The following is a 19,736-nucleotide window of genomic DNA, read 5'->3' on the forward strand; positions in this document are numbered from 1 at the left end:
GTGGGCGGTTGTCAGCGGAAGCGGAACCCGATCTGCTGGTCGACGTGGTCGTCGCCCGACGCGACGTTGCGGGTGACGTGCCGGCCGTCGCCGTGCTGCCGGTGGTCGTCGCGCGCGGCTCGTTCGGCGCGGCGTGATGGTTCGCGGTCGGTCACGTCCCCGTCGTCACCTGTGCCGGAGTCGCGTCGTCGGCTGGTCCGGGTGTCGGTGTCGGTGGTCAGGTTGACGGGGCCGCCGTGGAATTCGAACCGGTCGGTCCGGCCGTGTGGGTTTGTGGTCTCGTGGGTCCACGGGGTTGCCCGATCGCCTGCCCGGTGGGTCCGGTGGGTTCGGTCGGGGTGGTTGAACTGGTTGCCGTCGCCGAGGTTGACGTTGGCGGGTCCGTGGAATCTGAAGACGTTGCCGCCCTGTCCGGTGGCGGGGTTCGTCGGCGGGGTGGTGGTGACGCCGTCGGGTGCGAAGTGGATGCCGGTGCCGGCCACGACGGTGAGGTTGTCGGCGTTGTACTGGTGGCCGGTGCCGAGGTTGACCGCTCCGGTGGGGCGGTCGATGTGGGTGAGGTGGGTGGCGTTGACGGTGCCGATCCCGCCGGCGCGTGGTCGGTGGCGCGGCGGGCCGGTCACGTCCCCGTCGTGGTCTGCGGTGACGCCGTCCCCGACGGTGACGCCGATCGGTCCGTGGATCACGTTGCCCTGTACGAGGATGCCGTTCACGGTGCCGGTGACCTGGTTGTGGACGGCGAAGGTGTGCCTGTCGTGGCGGTCGGTGTGGGCGGTGGTGTCCTCTGCGGTCACGTCCCCGTCGTGACGTGGGGTGTCGTGCGCGGTGGTGTGGTCGTGCTCGTGGTGGTCCATGGCGTTTTTGGCTTCCTGGTGGGCTTTCCTGGCGACGGCGAGCCGTTCGCGGGCGGTTGCGACGGTGTTGTCGTCCCCGCACGCTTTGGCTGCCCGCAGGGCCTGGCGGGCGCGGGAGACGCCCTTGCGGGTGTTCTGGGTGGACCTGCCGCCGGCGTTGGGGCAGCGGCGTCCGCCTGCTCTGCACATGTCACGTCCCTGCCGTGAGGTGGGTTTCCCGTGCGGTGTCAGCGTTTTGCGCTGATCTTCTGGCAGGCGGGGCACATCGTCCGGGAGCTGCACCAGGCCCAGATGGTCTCGGCGTCCTGGATGGTCCGTCCGCAGAGGGTGGTCGACCTGCCGTTCCACCAGGAGCGTTTGACCTCGATGTGGATGAGGTTGTCGTCTTGGGATGCCATGGGGTCACGTCCCTTGTGTGGTCAGCCGTTTCACGGAGGATCACCGTCCTGGGTGGACGGTGTCCGGGTGGTGGTCAGTGGCGTTTGTCGTGGGTCCAGCCGGCTTTGGTGGCGCAGGCCGGGCAGAGCGGGGCGGTGCGGGCGGCCCCGGTGATCCGCACGCCGCAGAAGGCGCGGGGGCCGCTGGTCAGCCGCAGGGTGTGGGCGAGCGTGGCGGTGCCGGTGGCGATGTGCATGACTGCGTCGGTCAAGACGATCACTCCGGTCGGGGTCAGTGGATGCGCAGGACGGCGGCGGTGGCGTTGTCGCGGGTGCCCCGGGGGGTGGAGGTGTTGAGTGCGGCCCGGGTGAGGCGGTCGGCCAGTTCCCGGGGCAGGGGGTGGAGTTGGGCGATGGCGGCGACGTGCTCCTCGGCGTCGTCCCCGAGTGCGCGGTGGACCCCGTCGCTGGTGAGGATCACGGTGTGGTCGCCGGCGGTGAGGGTGGTGGTGGCGATGCTGCCGACGGTGGCGCGGGCGAGGGTGGTGCGGACGCCGTCTTCCAGGCCGCCGAGTCCGACGCGTCGCCACGCGCCGCGTTCGGAGTGTTCGCGGACGAGTTGGGCGAGGGTGTGGTCCACGGTGTGGATGTCGAGGGTGTGGCCGTTCCAGGAGTGGGCGCGGGCGTCGCCGCAGTGGCCGACGACGGTCTGACCGTCGGGGTAGACCACGGCCAGGACGCCGATGGCGTTGGGGACGGTGAGGTCGGCGGTGCCGGATGAGACGAGTTCGGCGGCGGCCAGGAGCCCGGCGAGTGCGCCGCGTCGGCAGCCGACGCGGGCGGCGACGCGGGCGAGCAGCCCGGCGGTGTCCGCCACCTCGGGGGTGTCGCCGATGCCGTCGATCAGGGCGACGGCGACGGTGCCGTCCGGGGCGGTCGCGGTGGCGGTGGCGTCGCACTGGTGGGCGCGGTCGCCGATGCCGGTCGAGATGCCGATCGTGACGGTGACCGGGGGCATGGTGTTGCCGGACAAGGGTTTCTCCTCGCGTAATGGGTCACGCCACACATGTTTCGTGACCGTGTGTGACGGTGTGTGGGTGTAAGGGGGTGCCGCGCGGGCGGTGTCGCGGGTGCTGGCGCGTCCGGGGTATGCGTTGTTGAGGGACCTCGCGGGAGGAGGGCGGACAGCGCCTGCGGAGAGGTTCTGGCTGGTTGCCGGCGCGGGGGTCCCTGGGTCCCTGATGATGTGTTTTTGCTGCTGAGGGCTAGGGACCCTGTTCAGGGACCCCGGCAGGGACCTCTCCCTGTCGGGGGTGGGGGTCCCTGGGCGGGGTCCCTGACTCCGGCGAGTTTCAGGCGGTGCCGCCGGAGTTGTCGGGAAGCCCACCATTATTACGTTGAGTAATGGCGGTGTGGACGTCGTCGGCCTTGATGACTTTGACGCTGACCTTGCGGATGGGGATGTTCCAGCGCTTGAGTTCCTCGGCCAGGCGCTCCGCGCCCCAGGTCTCGTAGACCTCGGGGTTGTCCTCGACCATGCGGGAGAGGACCACGGTGGTGCCGGTGTAGTTCTCGTCGCGCATGGCGCGTTCGATGTTGGTCAGGTGGTCGACGGGTGCGTCCTGCTCGGCGTCGTCCTGGATGGATTCGACGGTGCGGCCGTGACGGTTGAGGATGGCCATGGCGCGGTCGATGACGCCGTAGGCGTCCTTGGTGGACACGTAGTGGGTGCGGGTGATGACGAATGCCTGTCCTGCGGGGATGTCCTCGACTTCGCCGGTGGCCACGACGGTTCCGGCGTCCGCGCCGGGCCGGAGGTCCTGGGGGCGTGCGCCCCGGTCGACGGCGTCGGCCAGGATCATGCGGGCGGTGCCCTCGTTGGGGACGTTGAGCGAGCAGCGCACGTGCGCGCCCTCGCGGACACGGACGGGCAGGGTGCGGTCGTCGGGTCGCTGGGTGGCCTGGACGAGGTGGATGTTGACCGCGCGTGCCTGGTCGTGCAGGCGTTTGGCGGCCTTGACCGCGCGGGAGTCGTCCTTGGTGCCGCCGATGGGGTGCGGTGCGCCGTAGAGCACCTGGCATTCGTCGACGAACACGTAGACGGGGTGGAAGCCGGAACCCTTGCGCCGGGACAGCTCGCGCGGGATCGGGCCGACGATGCCCTGGTCGGACTTGGCCTGGTAGCGGCGTTCCATCTCCGCCACGGCCCACTCCAGCATGTCGCAGGTCCGTCCGGCGTGGTCGTCGGTGGAGCCTTCGATGTACTGGGTGGCGCGGCGGGCGAACATCTTCCAGTCCCCGTCGCCCTTGAGGTCCGCGACCAGCAGCTCCACTGTGGGGTCCAGGGCCAGGCCCAGCGCGAGCAGCCGCATCACGGTGGACTTGCCCTGCTTGCTGGTCGCGCCGATCAGCCAGTGCTTCTGCAACATGCCCACGCCTATCTGCTCCTGGCGCATGGTCACGCCGAAGGGCAGCCGGTCGCGGAAGACGTCGAACTCGCCGTCGGTCAACAGCGGCCACGCGGGGGCGGGGCGGTCCATGGTGCCCTTGTCGGCCACCCACAGATCGAGCACGCGGGCGTCGGCGGTGGGGTCGCGCTGGGGCCACACCTCGTGCTTGTGCCGGCTGAGGTTGCCCGCCAGCAGCTCGACCTTGCCCGAGGGCAACAGGTCCGCGGCCACCACGCCCATCGGAAGCTTGATCTGGGTGTAGGTGCCGCCGCCCTGCTCACGGGGCTGGACCAGGTACTCCAGTTGCCCGCCCTGCTTGAGGAACCCGGTCAGGGCGGTGACCTTGACGTGCGCGAGCGCCTTGGTGATCAGGTCCGGGGTGATCTCGGAGTCCAGTTCCGCCCGCTCGGTCTCGCTGACCAGCCAGCGCGGCACCATCGCCGACCGGCGACCCTCGCGCCACGCCGCGACCAGCAGCGCCGGCACCGCGCCCCACACCAGCAGTTGCACCGCGATCGAGGCCAGCACGCCGAGGACACCGGCGATGTCGCCGAGCACGCCCCACCAGGTCGCCCAGTCCCACCCGCCGGGGGTGAGCTGGATGGCCACGCCGCAGACCAGCAGCACACCGGCCAGCACCGTGACGGCGAACATCAACGCCTTGAGACCGGCCCACAGGGTGCCGGGCAGGGCGCGCAGCCGCTGCACACGCCCGTTCCTGAGCGCGTCGAGCCGGTCGGTCCACTCCGCCAACGCGACGGAGTCCCCGGCGACCTGGGCCAGGCGGATCTGTTCGCGCACGTGCCCGTAGGTCAACGCCTGCGCCGCGCGACGGGTCCACGACAGGTGGCCCTGCGCCACCGTCCACCCCGCCCGCGCCGCGACCCGCGCGCCCTTGGCGGCCTTGCCCGCCGTCGGGTTGGCGCGCACCACGCGCACCAACTCCCCCGCCCGCGCCCGCACGGTCTGCTCCGCGATGCGCCGGTCCAGCTCCTCGGACTCCGCCGGGGTGAGCAAGTGCCCCGCGATGGCGGCGTCCGGTGCCAGCTCCCCACCGGATGCCACAGGGGCGGCGGCCACAGCCGGACCGGCGTCCGCACGCACGGCGTCCGCGTGCCGCACCGGCAGGTGCAGCACGTTGGTGCGCTCCCGGTCCTCGTCGTCGGCCTGGTGTCCGTCGTGGGTGTGGGCGGTGGTGCTCATCGGGTCACCTCGCTTCCGGTCGGGTCTGTCGGGCGGGGTCGGTCAGGGCGTTGCGCAGTTCGCGGGCGTACTCGCTGCCGCAGCGCAGGTGCGCGCGGATGGCGCTGGCCGAGGCGGTCGCGGGCAGTTCGCCGGCCGCGATGGCGGCGTGCAGTCGGGGAAGCAGCGCGGTGGACCTCGGGGAGAGTTCTGCCTGAACGATCGGGGTGTCGGGGGCCTCGTCGGGGGCCTTGTCGGTGATCACCGGGTGGGGTCCGGTCGGGGTGGTGTCGGTCGGGCCGTCGGTGTGGAGGCCGGTGGTGTGGTCGAGGCGGGCGAAGCCGTCCCAGACGATGGGCAGGACGGTGACCGCGCCGACGGCGACCAGGGGGCCGATGGCGTGGGCCAGCAGCGTCATGGGGGCGAAGGTCTCGGCGACGCCGGGCAGGTAGGGCCAGACGTTGAGGGTCAGGGTGACCCCCAGCGCGCCGGACTCGACCCAGGCGAGATGGCGGTGGGCCAGCACCTGGCCGCGTACGGCCAGGAACGCCTTCGCGCCGACGACCACCAGCAGCACGGCGGAGATGACCGGTTCGACCGCCCATGCGCCCCACCACGCGGCGCTGCGTTCGACCATGTCCATGGTCAGCGTGTGGTGCACGCCGGTGGTCGACCACCCGAGCGCACCGACCAGCGCGACCAACGCGGTGACGGTGAGGACCAGCCGTACGCGGGCGGCCTGCCACGCCCGCGCCATCGGGTTCTGCCCCAGGGTGTGCAGGCGCGCGGCCTCGCGCGACCGCTTGAGTGCCTTGCGCACTCGCCCGGTGTCGACCAGCAGCGGCGCGGTGTCGTCCTGCAACGCCAGCAGGGCATGTGCTTCGGCGACCTCGGCGCGCAACCCGCGCACCCGCCGCGTGTCCCCGGCGACGGTGACCGCGGTGTGGTCCTGGCCCTCCTCGCCGACGAGCTGTTCGCACCGGCCAACGGGCGGGATCTGGTCGACGGGCACGGCGGCGGCGACGTAGCGTTCCAACTCGGCCACGGTCGCGGCGAACGCGTCGGACTCGTCGGGGCCGGGCAGGGGAAGAACAGTCGTGCTCACGAGGTCACCTCCTGTCGGGTCATGCGGAACACGGAACGGTTGCGGGACAAAGGAAAGCGGTGCTGGACACCCGGTCGCCGGGCGAGCAGGACCAGCGCGAGCGCCGGTATGCCGATCGCGATCAGGACGGCGGTGGGGCTTTCGGTCTGGGTGATGACCAGCCATTGGGTCAGGCCGATCAGGCCGGCGGCGGCGAGCAGCTTCCACAGCACGACCACGCCGACCACGGCCAGCGCGGCGGTGAGCAGCATCAGCGGGGCGGGGATTTCAGTCATCGTCGGCCACCCCCGCCCGGTCGCGGGCCTGGCGGCGGACCCGGTCGCGCAGCCAGGCCGGGGCGTCGTCCCAGCACCGGCCCAGGTGACCCGATTCGTAGGTGTCGCGGGCGGCGGTTTCGACTACCGAGTTGTCCCGGGTGGTGGCGGTCATGCCGCACCGCCGCATGCCAGCGGTCCGGCGACGACGGCGGTCTGCCCGAGGACCATGCACGCCAGGTCCAGGTCGTGGGGCAGGACCACCGGCCGGCCGAGCAGGGCGGTGCCGACCGCGACCAGGAACACCCGGGCGACGGCGTCGCTGCCCTTCTTGTACTGCGGGGCCTGGTAGAGCAGGTAGGCGGCCTGCCACCACGCGGCGGTGTCGCCGTGGCCGGCGGTGGCGAGCACGGTCATCGCCTCGGCGAACATCAGCCGGCGGGACCGGTCGGGGGCGGTGACCGCGTAGAGCAGGTCCCCGGCCGTCTCGACCTGGCTGACACCACGGCGGGCGTACAGGCGCTCGGCCAGCGCCTCGGCCGCGTCCCGCGCCACCGCGCCACGCAACAACGTGTTGCCCGCGACCCGACCGCCGGAGGGCAGGGTGACCTGGTTGTCGAGCACGTCGGAGTCGGGAGCCTCGACCGCGAACCGTGCGAGCGCGGCCCGCTGGTAGGCGTCCAGGATTCGGCTGGCGGGGGTGCTGCTGCCGCCGGTCCACCGCCTGGTGGCGGTGTCCCAGCGGGCGTCGGCACGCAGGCGGGCACCGCCGAGCCGGTCGAGGTTCGGGCCGTCCTGGTCCAGCGTCACCGCATAGCGGGCACCGGCCGCCCGGCCCGCGCTGTCGTAGCGGGCGTCGCCGGAGACCGCGACCGCGCGCCTCCACCGCACCACCGCGTCGTAGGCGGCGGTCAACACCACGACCCGCCCGGCGGTGGGCAGCCCGGACAGCCGGGTCGCGATCCGGTCGTGCACCTCCCGCGCCGCGCGGGCCTGCTCCGTCGCGAACACCCGCACCCGGGTCTGGTCGGCGGTGCCGCGCACCGCCAGGTGCGGGGTGGGGAAACACTGCTCGGTGATCCCGGGGCCGGACCGCAGCCCGGCGGTGTGGTGTCCAGTCGTGTCGGACATGCTGGTGCTCTCCTGACCCGCCCCATGGGGCGGTGTTGGGGGGTGTGGACCGGACCGGCGGCGTCTTCTTCGCGGGAGTGGGCCGCCGGTCCGGGCGGGGATCAGTACTCGTCGTCCTCGTAGTCGTCGTCGGACTCCTCGTCGTGGACCTCGACCAGTTCGGCGTGGTGGGACCGGCTGTCCTTGAGGTGGTGGCGCAGGCCGGCCCGCGCGTCGTCGATGTCGGGGACGGTGATGACCGAGGTCTTGCCGCAGTCGCACTGCCAGCCGTATCGGGTGACCCAGACCATGGGGTGGTGTCCTTTCCGGGCGAGCGTGGTCGGTTGTTGCGGGGTGGTGGTCAGCGGCTGGCGTGCCACAGCACGCACATCGGGCCGCCGCAGGTGATGCCGTCGGCCAGGCGGCCGGTGAGCAGGCGCTTGCCGCAGTGCCGCCCGTTGCGGCCGGTCGGGGCGGTGCAGTGGGTCGCGGAGGACGTGACGAGCAGGGTGCGGAACACTTTGGTGGTCTCCTGACCCGCCCCGTGGGGCGGTGTTGGGGGGTGTGGACCGGACCGGCGGCGTCTTCTTCGCGGGAGTGGGCCGCCGGTCCGGGCGGAGCTAGTGCGCGAGGCCGATGCCCCGGGTCAGGGCCAGGTCCAGGGCGTCGGTGAGGATCTGGTCGTGGTCGAACGCCAGCGGCCCGAAGTCGGCCACCAGCACCTCGGCGACCGGCCACCAGCGGGCCTGGCGGGCGTCGTCGCCACCGACGGCGGCGGGCAGGTGGTCGAGCACCGCGCAGTAGGCGACCGACACGACACGGCCGCGCGGGTCGCGGGCGGGCTCGTCGTACACGCCGACCTGGTCCAGCTCCCATTCCGGGAGCAGGACGCCGGTCTCCTCGCGCAGCTCGCGGGCGGCGGCGGTGGCGGCGGTCTCGTGCGGGTCGACGTAGCCGCCGGGCAGCGCCCACCGACCCGCGAACGGGGCGTGACCGCGTTCAATCAGCAGCACGCACCACTCCCCGGTGTCGTCCTGGGCGAACAACACCACATCTGTGGTGAGCGAAGCATTGGTGTCCTTCACAGCGGTGAACTCCTCGGAATCGTTGGTGCGCAAAGGGAAGGGGGATTGGTCGGTTCGGCGTGGCCGGCGGTCAGCTCTCCCCGGGGCGCAGGTCGCGGCGGATCATCTCCCTGCCGCACACCGAGCAGGACCAGACCCGCTCGCCTCCCAGCTCGGTGCCCTCGGTGATGACCGTCGCGGAATCGCAGGTGTGGGCCATGTCGGACGTCCTTCGTGGTCGGGTGGCGCGGTGAACGGTGGTGCGGTCGGCACCGGGCAGGACCGGGACGGTGGTCAGGCCACCCCGGCGGCGGTCAGCCCGGACAACACCGGCTCCAGCCGGCGGTTCAGCTCACCCACCAGCACGACCACGGCCCGTTTGGCGGTGGCGAGCTCGGGGACGCCGTCGCGATAGCGCGGGGACGGCAGGTCCCCGACCGGCAACGGCACGCGCAGTTCCAGCATCGGCAGCGCCACCGGACGCCCGTTGTCGTCGGGAGGGACCCAGTCCCTGACGCCGCCCAGGCTCACGGTCTCCCAGGTGCGCCACTCCCGGCGCATCCCCCGCTCCAGCACGGTGGGCAGCGCCGACACCAGCGTGAACGCGAGTGCGCAGCGGCCGTCCTCGCCCCAGTGACGCCCCATCCGCGTCACCCGCATGTCCACCGACACGTACCCGGGCGACATGATCGGCGGAACCGCCGTCAGGAACACCGCCGCCGCGAACTCCGCCGGGTCGTCGGTCAGTTCGCCGTCCTCCCGGAACGACCGGGCGTGACGCTCCAGATAAGCGCCGAACCGACTGCGGCCGTCACTGGCCCGGTCCCGGTCGTAGTGGTCGTCCACCCGGAACGGCACCACCGGCGCGGCCATCACGCCACCACCGCGGTGAGCAGCCCGGCCCCGGTCAGCATCAGCCAGTGGAAAGACTGGTCCAGCGCGTACGCGCCGGTGCCGATCCCCGGGTTGTCGTCACGACCCTCACGCGGCGCGCCGAACCGGTAGAACTCGCCCTTGCCCGCCGCCTTCGCCAGCCGCGCCAGGGTGAAACGGCGGTCCGCCCAGTAGTGCGTCACCGCCGACAACACCTGACCCGCCACGAACCCCGCCGGCGAGATCGGCAGCGAGAACAGCCACCACACCGACGCCACCGCTACGGCCGTCACCAGCGTGTACGAGGCCACATGCCGCACACACGCCCACCGACCCGCCCACGACCGGCCACCCTTGGCCGCCGACTGGTGAGAGGTCTGCACCCAGTGATCGGCCACGGTGTGCGCCACCAACAACACCGGCAGCGTCACCGCGAACGTCACCGCCCGCAACACCTCCGGCGACATCACGCCACCCGCTTCGCGACCACAGCAGCCGCACCACGCGCGGCGTTCCGACGCGCCTTACGGCCCTTGGCCTTCCGCGACCCGAACACCGGGACCGGCAACACCGACGCCGCCACCACCGGCCGCACCGGCTCGTCCAGCTCGGCCACCGCCTGCCCCAACGTCACGCCGAACGACGGCGTAATCCCCGCCAACGCCCTCGCCAAGATCCGACGGTTACGCCGCTCCCGCGCCGAACCGTCCACCAACGCCGACGACGGCCCCGCCGACGCCGCGATCTCCACCGACACCTGCTGGTCCAGCAGCGACAACGCCGCCGGGGTCAGACCGTCCGGGTACTCGCTGATCATCTCGTTACCTCCTGTGGTGGCCGCCACGTCCGGCAGCCACCGAAACCTAACAGTTGAATGGTTTCCAGGTCAACTGTTAGGTTTATATTCGCCCCGAAGTGGGCTTCTACCTGCGAAGATGCTGGTTAGAAAGCTGTTAGCTCACTGGTACGATGAGAGCTTGCGCATCGGCGACTGGAGGTTCCATGGCAGGCCGGGGTCCTCGTGTGACGCGAGGTGAGTCCTTGCATCAGCAGGTAGCTCGGAACATCCGCAACCAGATCGCTGCCGGAGTGCTGCGCGACGGGCAGCAGCTGCCGTCTACGCGTGATCTTGCCGAGCAGTGGAACGTCAGCGTCTTCACGATCAACGAAGCTATGAAGCTGTTGGCAGACGACGGCGTGATCACCAGCAAGCCGCGCGCCGGACGGGTTGTGAACGCTCCGGACCAGGCACAGCGCAGCGAAGTGCGCGCGGAGACTCCGCGAGTGCTGCTCGTGGGCGGCTACGCGGGCAGTGGGAAGACCGAGCTTGGTCGAGTGCTGGCACGTGAGACGGGTTGGCCGATGCTCGACAAGGACACCTTGACCCGTCCGGTTGTGGAAGCCGCCTTGGAAATCCTTGGCCGATCTCCCAATGACCGCGAATCCGACGTGTACCTGTCGCGAATCCGCCCGCGCGAGTACGAGTCACTGGTCAATACCCTCGTAGAGAACGTTCAGTGCGGCAACAGCGCCATCGTCACCGCACCATTCATCAAAGAGTTCAAAGACCCTGCTTGGCTAAACAAGATCGAGGCCATGTGTCACGACATGGGCGCACAACTCTTCGTCGTGTGGGTTTTCTGTGATTCTGACACCATGAACACCTATATACGGCACAGGGGGGCTGCTCGCGACTCATACAAACTCGACAACTGGCCTGAATATATCGCTTCGGTGGACACGTCCTTTCGTCCGGCGGTTCCGCATCTAACCATCGACAACAGCGCGTCCGGTGAGCCTTTGCAGGCTCAGGCTCGCGAGCTTGTCTCCCACATCATGAGTGAAGGTTGATGTGGAAAAGGTAAGCGTTCTGGTGAGCATTGAGTCCGACGATCGCGTCGGGAGAGAAATACTCGGCCAGTTGCCAGGTGTCGAGGTTTTGCCCTATGACCCTGCGCCTGCACGTCTCAATGATATGCAGCGGAACGCGCAGATACTCATCCCTCCTTACCGGGGAAGTCATCGCCCGATTCCCCTTGTGGATCAACTCCCCTCGCTTCGGATGGTCCAACTTCTTTCCGCTGGTGTAGACGAGTGGGCGGGGCACGTGCCTGCTGGTATCGTTCTCGCCAGTGCACGTGGAGCGCATGCAGGACCGGTGTCCGAGTGGATCGCCTCTGCCATTCTCACACAGTTTCGTCAATGGCCAACACTGCTCCAATTTCAAAATGAGGGAACTTGGGCGCACCGTCAATTCGAAGCGGATACTCTCGATGGTAAGCGGGCCTTGATAGTCGGCGCTGGGGCGATCGGCACAGCAACGGCGCGCCGACTCTCCGTTTTTGGCGTCGAACCGACCTTGGTCGCCAGCGCTGCGCGTGAGGGAGTTCATGGGCCGGAGGATCTTCCCCGCCTGGCGCGCGGTCATCAAATCGTAGTTATCACCGTACCGCTTACGAACCAGACACAAAGGCTCATCAACGCGGATTTTCTTGCATCCATGGATGACAGCGCATTGCTAGTTAATGCCGCACGCGGTCAGATCGTCGACACCAATGCGCTAGTGTCTGAGCTTGAAACAGGACGCCTGCGCGCGGCATTGGACGTTACAGACCCTGAACCCTTGCCGTCCAATCACCCCCTGTGGCGATGCAAGGGCGTGATCATCAGCCCGCATTCGGCTCGTACCGTTCCGGGTACTAACCGACTTTGCTACTCGGTCGCGACTGAGCAGATCAGTACCTTTATCGCCGGAAAGGTGCCATCCAATGCGGCGTCGCAGGTCGGAGTATCCTAGCCACGTCGGGCGAGATCGCGGTTCTGCTTCCTGCCTCATAGCACGGAAATCGCGGCAATGGATAGCAAATTCAGATGCCGGAGGATGAGCCTGCCGAAACCGGGCGCACAGAAAGCCGAAGCGGGGATGAGCCCTCAGGCACGGTGAAACCGTGCACCCCAAGGCGCGAGCCGCCAGCTCGTGGGAGGGGGCGCAGGGTGTTCCTGCGCCCCCTCAACCTCAAGGCAGGTCAGCCCTCGTTGCGGCGCGCGCGTTCACGCAGTTCCCGGCGCAGCTTCTCCACGTCCCAGCGAGCGTGACCACCCGCCGTCACGAACTCGGGATCAACGAGGCCAGCGCGCCACCAGCGCGCGAGCGTGACGCAGTCGATGCCGAGTTCGGCAGCCGCCATGCCGGTCGAGACGAGCTTCGGACGGGGTGTCACGGGGTCACTCTGACGGACTAATTGCCTCGAAACATCCCAGGTGACGCGCTTGTCACTGAACGACTCAAAGTCCTCGCTAGACTCAGATGCATCGTTCGCCTCAGTGGGGAGGACTCCATGGGATTCCAGATCACGCTGACCGAGGCTCAGGTGGCCCAGCTGTGGGCCTACCTCAGACGCTGCGTCAACGAGGTCGAGAGCTACCTGCGGGCTGATGACATCAGCGGCGCGAACACCTTCATGGACCAGGTCGTCAACGAGGGAGGCAAGGGCTGCCACGATCTCGTCCTCGACGCGGTCGCCAGGATCAGAGGGCAGTCGGACTGGCGAACGTTCATCAGCCACGAGTAGGAGGACCAGGAGCTTGCTCGGATCGCCTCGCGGCCATGCTTGGGAATCACTCCCGCTTGTGCGGGGAAGACCCGGTTATCGTGGACCTGCAAACCCACGCGGGCCAGGGAACACCCCGCGTGCGCAGCGAAGACGCTTCTTCCGCGAGGCCTCGCTGGAGAAGCTCGTGGCTTCCTACATCTGCCCTGTGAAAGTGAAGGTCAGTCGGCAGCGGTTTTGCGCCAGTAGGCGAGATTGTTGCGGGTGTTGAGCGTGTCGGGGTGGTCGGGCCCCAGCACACGCAACCGATCGGTGAGCAGTTCAGCGAACGCCTCCGCCGCCCCAGCCGGGTCGCCGGCCTCGCCCCGCCAGGAGGCGAGGTTGTTGCGGGTGGTGAGCGTGTCGGGGTGGTCGGGCCCCAGCACACGTAGTTGGTCGGTGAGCAGTTCAGCGAACGCCTCCGCCGCCTCAGCCGGGTCGCCGGTCTCGCCCCGCCAGGAGGCGAGGTTGCTGCGGGTGTTGAGCGTGTCGGGGTGGTCGGGCCCCAGCACACGCAACCGATCGGTGAGCAGTTCAGCGAACGCCTCCGCCGCCCCAGCCGGGTCGCCGGCCTCGCCCCGCCAGGAGGCGAGGTTGTTGCGGGTGGTGAGCGTGCTGGGGTGGTCGGGCCCCAGCACACGTAGTTGGTCGGCGAGCAGCTCCTCAGTCGCCTCCCCCGCCCCGGCCGGGTCGCCGGCCTCGCCCCGCCAGGAGGCGAGGTTGTTGCGGGTGGTGAGCGTGCTGGGGTGGTCGGGCCCCAGCACACGTAGTTGGTCGGCGAGCAGCTCCTCAGTCGCCTCCCCCGCCCCGGCCAGGTCGCCAGCCTCGCCCCGCCAGCGGGCGAGGTTGTTGCGGGTGTTGAGCGTGCTGGGGTGGTCGGGCCCCAGCACACGCAACCGATCGGTGAGCAGTTCAGCGAACGTCTCCGCCGCCTCAGCCGGGTCGCCGGCATGGCCCCGCCAGGAGGCGAGGTTGTTGCGGGTGGTGAGCGTGCTGGGGTGGTCGGGCCCCAGCACACGTAGTTGGTCGGCGAGCAGCTCCTCAGTCGCCTCCGCCGCCCCGGCCGGGTCGCCGGCATGGCCCCGCCAGGAGGCGAGGTTGTTGCGGGTGGTGAGCGTGCTGGGGTGGTCGGGCCCCAGGCGTTCATGCAGGACGGCGTGGAGTCGGTGAAAGTGGTCAATCGCTTGAGCATTCAGGCCCGCATTCCCCAGACTGAGACCGGTGCGAAACAACAACTTATGTATGCCGGTTTCAGAGTCGCGGTCGAGCAGATGTTCCTCTGCGGTATTCCACAGCGTGGTGGCGTTGGATCGCAGACCCGCCGCTGTCGTCTGATCGCGCTCGACTTGGGGCCAGACCTCCGTCAGCGCGTCGCCGGCCGTCCATGCCAATCCTGGCATGTTATCGGCGGAGACCGCGTCACGGGTGGCCCGCTGGACCAGGGCGTGGACCCGTACTGCGCGTGCCGGTTGACTGAGGTCCAAGACGATGAGACTCAATCGTTTGAGGCATCCCAGGGCGTCTCCTGCCGCCTCGGCGTCGACCGGGCGGCCGACCCGTTCGGCCAGGTATCCGCACACCGCCTGGCCGGTAAGTACGCTGGTGGGAATACCGGCGGGGTCGAGCAGGGCAGCGATCTCCAGCAACGGACGTGCCAGACCGGGCGGCCGCAGTTCGTCAGCGAGGTCGATCGACAGCGACCACGTCGCGGCCACGGTCGCGCGGTGGCCGGTCGGCAGGCTTTGGTCGTCGGGCATCACCTCTACCAACCGACGGCGCTGGTCGGCCAACCGCGCCCGGTAGTCGGCCGGGGCCAACAGTGGGTTGTCTGCGATGAATGCGGCGGCCTGGGCCAGCGCCAACGGCAAATGCCCCAAGTCTTTCGCCAGCCCCCGCAGTTGCTCGGTCTCCTCGTCGGTAGTGGTCTTAAAAAGACGATCTTGCAGGTAGGCCAGTGATTCGTCGGGGTCGAATACGCCGACTTCGACCACTTCCCAGTCCTGCCTCATCACGGACGTGTCTTGGCGGCGGGTGGTGACCAGTAGTTGACCGGTGCGGTCGTGCGGCGGCCACAGATCGTTCAGGTCCGCAGGCCGGGTGAGGTCGTCGAGAACCATGAGCCAGCGACGGTCAGTGGCCGTCAACCACTCCAGCAGCGCGTACGCCGCACGTTCCGGCTCGACTTCGTATCCCACGAGCAGCAGGTGTCGCGCGGTCTCGGCGTAGCCGGTCACCACCGCGTCCCGCGACGTCGCAGTGATCCACACCACCACCTCGACCGACGCGTCAGGCCACACACGACGGGCATACCGGGCCGCGACCTGTGTCTTGCCCACCCCGCCCATCCCGTGCAACACCGCCGTGACGGCAGGCACGAGCACTGCGGCACCGTCCGAGGTCAACGCCTCCCGCACGCGCCGCTCGGCGGCCCGGTCCTGGTAGCAGTCGGCCGTCAACGGCACCGCACCCACCCGGACCGGCCACACCACCTCCCGGCCCGGATACAGCGACATCCGGTTGCCGTTACCGACCTGTACCGCCCTGCCGCCGCGCAGATCGACGTCGAACTCCGACCTGTGCCCGTCGTTGTGACCGGATCCCACCACACCGCCTCGCCTAGAAGGTGACCGTCATCGTGTTGTTGTCGCCCACCTGCACGGCCTTGCTGTCCCGCAGGTCGACGTTGTACTTCCCGTTCGTCGCACCGTGCGGGTCCGTCGCCTCCAGCACCTTGCGCGCGGCGGCGACCAGGTCGGAATCGGCATCCACCCCCGCGGCCTCCAGCGCCTTGCGCACCTGGGCATGCCCGGCCGGATCGTCCACCTGCTCCTCGGTCACCGGCTCGGCACCCTTACGGCCGACCGCCTTCACCACCAACCGCTTCAGCGATGTATAGGAGTCCTTTACCGCCGTAGAGGCCGTGTCCGTCAACCCTGCCCCGGCACCGGCCGCCAACGCCGCCATCACAAAATCCAAAGACTCGATCACAGGTCACACCTCCATCATCCGACCACGACACCGGAAGTATCGGACCATCCCCCACCTATGACACACCTCTCCATCACTGTCCCCTGAACGGACGTACCGCCATGGGCCCGCACCGCCACCACAGGACGGCCCTACTAGCCCGCGCGGGCTAGTAGGGCCGTCCTGTGGGGTTTGGCGGGTTTGAACGCGGGTTTCAAACCCGCCGCCCGAGCCAAACCCGCACCCAAACCCGCTCCCTGTCCTCGCAGTTCAGAGACCTTGTTGTCCACGTTGTGCGGGTTTGCGGGTTTGTTTTCTGACTCTGAGAGGAAGAAGAGTGGTAGTAGTACACGGCCACGATGGTGGCGACGGTCTTGCTGAGCTGGTCGACTCCGTCAAGCATCGCTCAGGGCTCAAAGGCCGACGGCGTCGACCAGCGAACGAGGCTGCTGGTGGCTGGGAGAAATCTGGGAGAAGAAGTTCTCCCAAGGCCCGTTGGCACCCGATACGGACCGACAGCGTCCGACGCTCTGATCAGCGTATTCGCGGTGCGGTGCAGGTTGCGCACGCTGCCGGACCTTGTTCGGGACGAAGAGGTCGCAGGTTCAAATCCTGTCACCCCGACCAGCTCAGGGCCGGTATGTCGCAAGACATACCGGCCCTGTTTTGCGTTCTGGTCAGCATCCAGTCAGCGGACGGGCTGACACAGGCCGTCATCGTCGTCGTCATCGAGCGCCTTCAAGCTCCGCTCGTGGTCCAGCGTGCGACGGGTGTAAAGCTGTAACGTGGTCGAGGCGTGCTCGTGCCTAAGGACCCATTGAGCCATGTTGACCGGCACGCCATCGTCCACGAGCCACGTCGCGTACGAGTGCCGCAGGTCGTGGAACGTCATGCCGCCCGCCGCGAACTTGGCGACGTGCCGGACGGCCTGGTCGTGCTTGGCGAACCGTTCGACGTGCTTGACGCCCTGGTCGTCGCTCCACCGGCCCTCGAAGCCGTCGCCGTCCGGCAGGATCTCGCCGAGCAGGCCCGCGCGGACGAGGGAGGGCTTCCACACCCGTGACCGGAACAGCGTCCGACGCAGCGGCCCGCCCGCTTCGTTGGTGAAGATCAGCCCATCTGCGTTGGGCGGGTAGGTCGCCATGTGCTCCCGAAGGATCGGCACCAGCCAGGCCGGGAGCGGGATCTCCCGCCGGCCGACCTTGGTCTTCGGGAACGGCTTGTAGGAGGTGTGGCCGCCGACTTCGATGATCGTGCGCACGACCCGGACGACGGGTTGGAGCCGATCAGCAGGTGCCGGACCGCCGCGCCGAGGACCGCGCGCATGAGCCGGTGGCACTCGGCCACGGTCGCGGGAGCCAGGCGACCGCCCAGCTCGGTGACCCAGTCCTGGACGTCCAGGTGCTCGATCCTGCCGACCGGCCAGCCCGCCCACTTGGCGAGGACGTGGTTGGCCATGATCGAGGCGTCACGGGCGATCGTGGTCGGCTGGTCGTTGCGGGACGCCAGCCACCGTTCCGCGACCACCGCGAACAGGGTACGTCCGGCGTGCGGGTTGACGTAGCGGCCCGCGTTCTTGGACGACTCGACCTCGGCGAGGTAGGCGTTGGCCTCCTTGCGGGTCTTGAACGTCTTGGCCCGTTGCTTGCCGTCAGGCTCGCGCCAGTTGGCCCGGAACTTGCCCGAGTCGGTCGGAGTGACGTGGCCCATCAGCGGCCCCCGTCCTGGTCGTAGGGCAGGGCGTCGAGCCAGGCGTGGAATCGCTTGCGCGGGATGATCCAGCGACGGCCGACACGTTCAGCGGGGATGGTGCCCTCCCGAACGGCCTGATAGGCCGCGCCCCGGCTGAGGTCGAGCAGGTAGGCCGCCTCGTCCACGGTGTAGATCAGCCGGTTCGAGTCGATCACCGGCACCGAGCCCGCGTCCCGGTCGGACGGGTCAGGCTGGGGCGGGAAGGCGATGATGTTGCTCATGCTGGGGTCTCCTGCCCTGTGCGGCGGGTGAGTTTGCGGGATGCGATGGCTGCGGCGAGTTCGCGTTCTGCGTCGGTGCGGTAGCCGACTCCGGTCATGGCCCAGTCGTTGACCACGACCACGTCGGTGGTGTCGGTGATGCCGAGGCGGTCGAGGTGTTCGGCCAGGCGGTGTTGCGCGCGGGCCGTGCGCAGGGTGGTGAAGGTGACGGAGTAGCGGCGGGACTTGGTCAGGAAGTGGCCCCGGAAGCCGAGCATGTGCGCCCAGCGCCGCAGGTTCAGCGCGGCGAACTCCGGTAGCCCGCCGAGCCGCCAGGCCGTGCGGATGGTGGCCTTGTGGTGCGCGGAGACGTCCAGGCCGTCGATGGCCTCTTCGCGTTTGATGCGGGAGTCGACGCCGGACGTGGCGCCGGTGCCCTTGGTGGCGTACTTGGCGATGTACCCGGCAACGCGCCGATCGTGCAGCAGCGCGTCAGGGTCGTCGGAGTCGTGCGCGGCGATGGGTTCCGCGTCGACCTGCTCGCCCCACGTCAGGGTGCGGGTGCCGACCGCGTCGCTGTCCTTGGTGGTGACCGCAACGGAGGCAGTCGCGGAACGCACCACTCCGCACAGCAGCTCCGGAGTCACGGCCGCAGGGGCGGGTGTGTCGGGACCGTCCGGGCCGTCGACCCGGATCACCGCGTGGAAGTGCACCAGCCCACGCCGCTGATACTCCGCCACCTTGGCGTAGGAGATCCGCAGGTGCTCGCGCAGCTCGGCGGGACGCAGGCCTAGGGCGGAGGCCAGGTGCCGGGCGGCGGTGATGGTGAAGCGCCGCCACAGCTCCGTGCAGTGCGCCTGCCACAGCACCGCGCCCACGTAGTCGTAGGCCGCAGGGTCCAGCGGTGTCCCGAGGCGGGTGTCCGCGTCGTGGTGGAACTCGCCACAACCGCACGCACGCGCCTTCCCCGACCGGGTGCGCGGCTGGTTGTGCACGCGGCCGAACGACGGCGCGGTCAGCGTGGCGAACACCCGCACGTGCCCTGAGACCGTCTCGGGAACGCCCTTACCACCCGTTAGACCGGCCCGGACCAGGTGGAACGTGTCGGAGGCGTACCGGGCCGAGCACGGTTCGCAGACGGCCTCACGCCGGTTGCCGCACGGCACCAGGAGCGAGCCCTCGAAGCCGTCCAGGACCACGCCCACCGAGGCGTCCTCCATGCGGGTCGAGCCGATCAGCCGGACCGGACGGGCACACCCGCCCACGGACTCAACCTTGCGTCGCCAGGACCGGTAACCGTTGGAGCGCAACAGGTTCGTCAACCGCTCGTCCTCAGTGGACAGGCGGGACACCAGAGCGGCAGTCGTCACGCCGCCACCCCCGACAACGCCCCGTGCCGCGCCAGCCAGGCCCGCGTTTCCGCGCGCTCGACCTCGGCCGTGCCTGCCTCATCCAGGATGCCGATCACGCCACGGCCCCGGCAGACACCGCACTGCCCGCGCCACTCCACCAGGCCGGACCCACCACACGAACAGGTCTTCTCCGTGACCGTCATCAGGGCCACGCCCCGTCCTCGTCGGCCCGGACCACTTCCAGGCCCGGACGCTCGAACCGGCGCGTCCACCAGCCCGACTCGGTCCGGCCGACCCAGAACACCTCGTCCGGGCTGACGAAGTCATAGACCTCACCGTCCGCCACCAACACATCCCACTCACCCGCGCACATGCCCAACCGGTCCTCCACCACCACATCCGCGAACGCGGGCAGGTCACGGAACATCGACCGGGCATAGCTGCCCGAGGTCAACGGGTTCGGGTCCGAGAACCGGAACTCACGAGGAGCGGGAACGTCCTGCAACACCGGCCGCTCATCGGCCATTACTGCCAACGCCATGTCCAGCCCTTCCGAGGGTCGCTCGGGCGGGTCGGCTTTCCAGCGGCAGGCGTGCGCGATACCCT

General features: G+C 69.3%; 28 protein-coding genes. 3 read left to right on the forward strand and 25 right to left on the reverse strand.

Annotated elements, in window-relative coordinates; all coding sequences use genetic code 11:
* Positions 1-11: 11 nt before the first annotated feature.
* The 16 genes from AB0G01_RS02685 to AB0G01_RS02760 all read right to left on the reverse strand — a co-directional run bounded on the left by AB0G01_RS02685 (position 12) and on the right by AB0G01_RS02760 (position 10,086).
* Positions 12-1,043: a hypothetical protein gene (locus AB0G01_RS02685; protein WP_360938915.1), complete on the reverse strand. Its 1,032-nt coding sequence runs from the start codon at positions 1,041-1,043 to the stop codon at positions 12-14.
* 38 nt (positions 1,044-1,081) lie between these two features.
* Positions 1,082-1,252: a hypothetical protein gene (locus tag AB0G01_RS02690; protein WP_360938917.1), complete on the reverse strand. Its 171-nt coding sequence runs from the start codon at positions 1,250-1,252 to the stop codon at positions 1,082-1,084.
* A gap of 74 nt (positions 1,253-1,326) precedes the next feature.
* Positions 1,327-1,503, reverse strand: a complete 177-nt coding sequence (locus AB0G01_RS02695) for a hypothetical protein (RefSeq protein ID WP_360938919.1) — start codon at positions 1,501-1,503, stop codon at positions 1,327-1,329.
* A 20-nt stretch (positions 1,504-1,523) separates the two neighbouring features.
* Entirely contained in the window at positions 1,524-2,264 is a 741-nt protein-coding gene (locus AB0G01_RS02700; RefSeq protein ID WP_360938921.1) for a hypothetical protein, read from the reverse strand.
* Positions 2,265-2,583: 319 nt separating this feature from the next.
* A complete protein-coding gene (locus AB0G01_RS02705) occupies positions 2,584-4,884 on the reverse strand; it encodes a hypothetical protein (protein WP_360938923.1) in 2,301 nt (766 codons plus the stop codon).
* Between the two features lie 4 nt (positions 4,885-4,888).
* Complete coding sequence (locus AB0G01_RS02710; RefSeq protein WP_360938925.1) at positions 4,889-5,968, reverse strand: hypothetical protein; 1,080 nt, start codon at positions 5,966-5,968, stop codon at positions 4,889-4,891.
* Positions 5,965-6,243 carry a hypothetical protein gene (locus tag AB0G01_RS02715; RefSeq protein WP_360938927.1) on the reverse strand — a complete coding sequence of 93 codons (279 nt, stop codon included), beginning with the start codon at positions 6,241-6,243 and terminating at the stop codon, positions 5,965-5,967. Before AB0G01_RS02715 ends, AB0G01_RS02710 begins: the two co-directional genes overlap by 4 nt.
* Complete coding sequence (locus AB0G01_RS02720) at positions 6,236-6,397, reverse strand: hypothetical protein (protein WP_360938929.1); 162 nt, start codon at positions 6,395-6,397, stop codon at positions 6,236-6,238. The genes AB0G01_RS02715 and AB0G01_RS02720 overlap by 8 nt, the downstream gene beginning before the upstream one ends.
* Positions 6,394-7,353: a hypothetical protein gene (locus tag AB0G01_RS02725; protein ID WP_360938931.1), complete on the reverse strand. Its 960-nt coding sequence runs from the start codon at positions 7,351-7,353 to the stop codon at positions 6,394-6,396. The genes AB0G01_RS02720 and AB0G01_RS02725 overlap by 4 nt, the downstream gene beginning before the upstream one ends.
* 101 nt (positions 7,354-7,454) lie before the next feature.
* Positions 7,455-7,712, reverse strand: coding sequence for a hypothetical protein (locus AB0G01_RS02730; RefSeq protein WP_360938933.1), 258 nt, complete (start codon positions 7,710-7,712; stop codon positions 7,455-7,457).
* Positions 7,694-7,852, reverse strand: a complete 159-nt coding sequence (locus tag AB0G01_RS02735) for a hypothetical protein (RefSeq protein WP_360938935.1) — start codon at positions 7,850-7,852, stop codon at positions 7,694-7,696. Before AB0G01_RS02735 ends, AB0G01_RS02730 begins: the two co-directional genes overlap by 19 nt.
* A gap of 100 nt (positions 7,853-7,952) precedes the next feature.
* Positions 7,953-8,417: an NUDIX hydrolase gene (locus AB0G01_RS02740; protein ID WP_360938937.1), complete on the reverse strand. Its 465-nt coding sequence runs from the start codon at positions 8,415-8,417 to the stop codon at positions 7,953-7,955.
* 70 nt (positions 8,418-8,487) lie between these two features.
* Positions 8,488-8,616, reverse strand: a complete 129-nt coding sequence (locus AB0G01_RS02745; protein WP_360938939.1) for a hypothetical protein — start codon at positions 8,614-8,616, stop codon at positions 8,488-8,490.
* A gap of 74 nt (positions 8,617-8,690) precedes the next feature.
* Positions 8,691-9,269 carry a hypothetical protein gene (locus tag AB0G01_RS02750; protein WP_360938941.1) on the reverse strand — a complete coding sequence of 193 codons (579 nt, stop codon included), beginning with the start codon at positions 9,267-9,269 and terminating at the stop codon, positions 8,691-8,693.
* Entirely contained in the window at positions 9,269-9,736 is a 468-nt protein-coding gene (locus AB0G01_RS02755; protein ID WP_360938943.1) for a transcriptional regulator, read from the reverse strand. The genes AB0G01_RS02750 and AB0G01_RS02755 overlap by 1 nt, the downstream gene beginning before the upstream one ends.
* A complete protein-coding gene (locus tag AB0G01_RS02760; protein WP_360938945.1) occupies positions 9,736-10,086 on the reverse strand; it encodes a hypothetical protein in 351 nt (116 codons plus the stop codon). The genes AB0G01_RS02755 and AB0G01_RS02760 overlap by 1 nt, the downstream gene beginning before the upstream one ends.
* Positions 10,087-10,310: 224 nt before the next feature.
* On the opposite strand from AB0G01_RS02760, the gene AB0G01_RS02765 reads away from it, so the two are divergent.
* Entirely contained in the window at positions 10,311-11,120 is an 810-nt protein-coding gene (locus tag AB0G01_RS02765) for a GntR family transcriptional regulator (RefSeq protein WP_360938947.1), read from the forward strand.
* Positions 11,110-12,066 carry an NAD(P)-dependent oxidoreductase gene (locus AB0G01_RS02770; protein ID WP_360938949.1) on the forward strand — a complete coding sequence of 319 codons (957 nt, stop codon included), beginning with the start codon at positions 11,110-11,112 and terminating at the stop codon, positions 12,064-12,066. The genes AB0G01_RS02765 and AB0G01_RS02770 overlap by 11 nt, the downstream gene beginning before the upstream one ends.
* A 229-nt stretch (positions 12,067-12,295) precedes the next feature.
* On the opposite strand, the gene AB0G01_RS02775 is transcribed toward AB0G01_RS02770, so the two are convergent.
* Entirely contained in the window at positions 12,296-12,490 is a 195-nt protein-coding gene (locus tag AB0G01_RS02775) for a MerR family transcriptional regulator (protein WP_360938951.1), read from the reverse strand.
* Between the two features lie 117 nt (positions 12,491-12,607).
* Between AB0G01_RS02775 and AB0G01_RS02780 the strand changes: the two genes are divergently transcribed.
* A complete protein-coding gene (locus AB0G01_RS02780) occupies positions 12,608-12,841 on the forward strand; it encodes a hypothetical protein (RefSeq protein ID WP_360938953.1) in 234 nt (77 codons plus the stop codon).
* 200 nt (positions 12,842-13,041) lie between these two features.
* On the opposite strand, the gene AB0G01_RS02785 is transcribed toward AB0G01_RS02780, so the two are convergent.
* The 8 genes from AB0G01_RS02785 to AB0G01_RS02820 form a co-directional block, all read right to left on the reverse strand.
* A complete protein-coding gene (locus AB0G01_RS02785) occupies positions 13,042-15,465 on the reverse strand; it encodes a tetratricopeptide repeat protein (protein WP_360938955.1) in 2,424 nt (807 codons plus the stop codon).
* Between the two features lie 10 nt (positions 15,466-15,475).
* Positions 15,476-15,847 (reverse strand): RIP homotypic interaction motif-containing protein, encoded by a 372-nt coding sequence (locus tag AB0G01_RS02790; RefSeq protein ID WP_360938957.1) that lies wholly within the window; start codon positions 15,845-15,847, stop codon positions 15,476-15,478.
* 667 nt (positions 15,848-16,514) lie between these two features.
* Positions 16,515-16,970, reverse strand: coding sequence for a site-specific integrase (locus AB0G01_RS02795; protein ID WP_360938959.1), 456 nt, complete (start codon positions 16,968-16,970; stop codon positions 16,515-16,517).
* Positions 16,937-17,536 (reverse strand): hypothetical protein, encoded by a 600-nt coding sequence (locus tag AB0G01_RS02800; RefSeq protein ID WP_360938961.1) that lies wholly within the window; start codon positions 17,534-17,536, stop codon positions 16,937-16,939. The genes AB0G01_RS02795 and AB0G01_RS02800 overlap by 34 nt, the downstream gene beginning before the upstream one ends.
* On the reverse strand, positions 17,536-17,799 hold the full coding sequence (locus AB0G01_RS02805; protein WP_360938963.1) for a helix-turn-helix domain-containing protein: 264 nt from the start codon (positions 17,797-17,799) through the stop codon (positions 17,536-17,538). The genes AB0G01_RS02800 and AB0G01_RS02805 overlap by 1 nt, the downstream gene beginning before the upstream one ends.
* Positions 17,796-19,148: a replication initiator gene (locus AB0G01_RS02810; protein ID WP_360938965.1), complete on the reverse strand. Its 1,353-nt coding sequence runs from the start codon at positions 19,146-19,148 to the stop codon at positions 17,796-17,798. Before AB0G01_RS02810 ends, AB0G01_RS02805 begins: the two co-directional genes overlap by 4 nt.
* Positions 19,145-19,342: a hypothetical protein gene (locus tag AB0G01_RS02815; protein ID WP_360938967.1), complete on the reverse strand. Its 198-nt coding sequence runs from the start codon at positions 19,340-19,342 to the stop codon at positions 19,145-19,147. Before AB0G01_RS02815 ends, AB0G01_RS02810 begins: the two co-directional genes overlap by 4 nt.
* Positions 19,333-19,671 (reverse strand): hypothetical protein, encoded by a 339-nt coding sequence (locus AB0G01_RS02820; protein WP_360938969.1) that lies wholly within the window; start codon positions 19,669-19,671, stop codon positions 19,333-19,335. The genes AB0G01_RS02815 and AB0G01_RS02820 overlap by 10 nt, the downstream gene beginning before the upstream one ends.
* Between the last annotated feature and the right edge of the window lie 65 nt (positions 19,672-19,736).

The sequence above is a fragment of the Actinosynnema sp. NPDC023587 genome, assembly GCF_040640215.1.
Classification (GTDB): Bacteria; Actinomycetota; Actinomycetes; order Mycobacteriales; family Pseudonocardiaceae; genus Actinosynnema.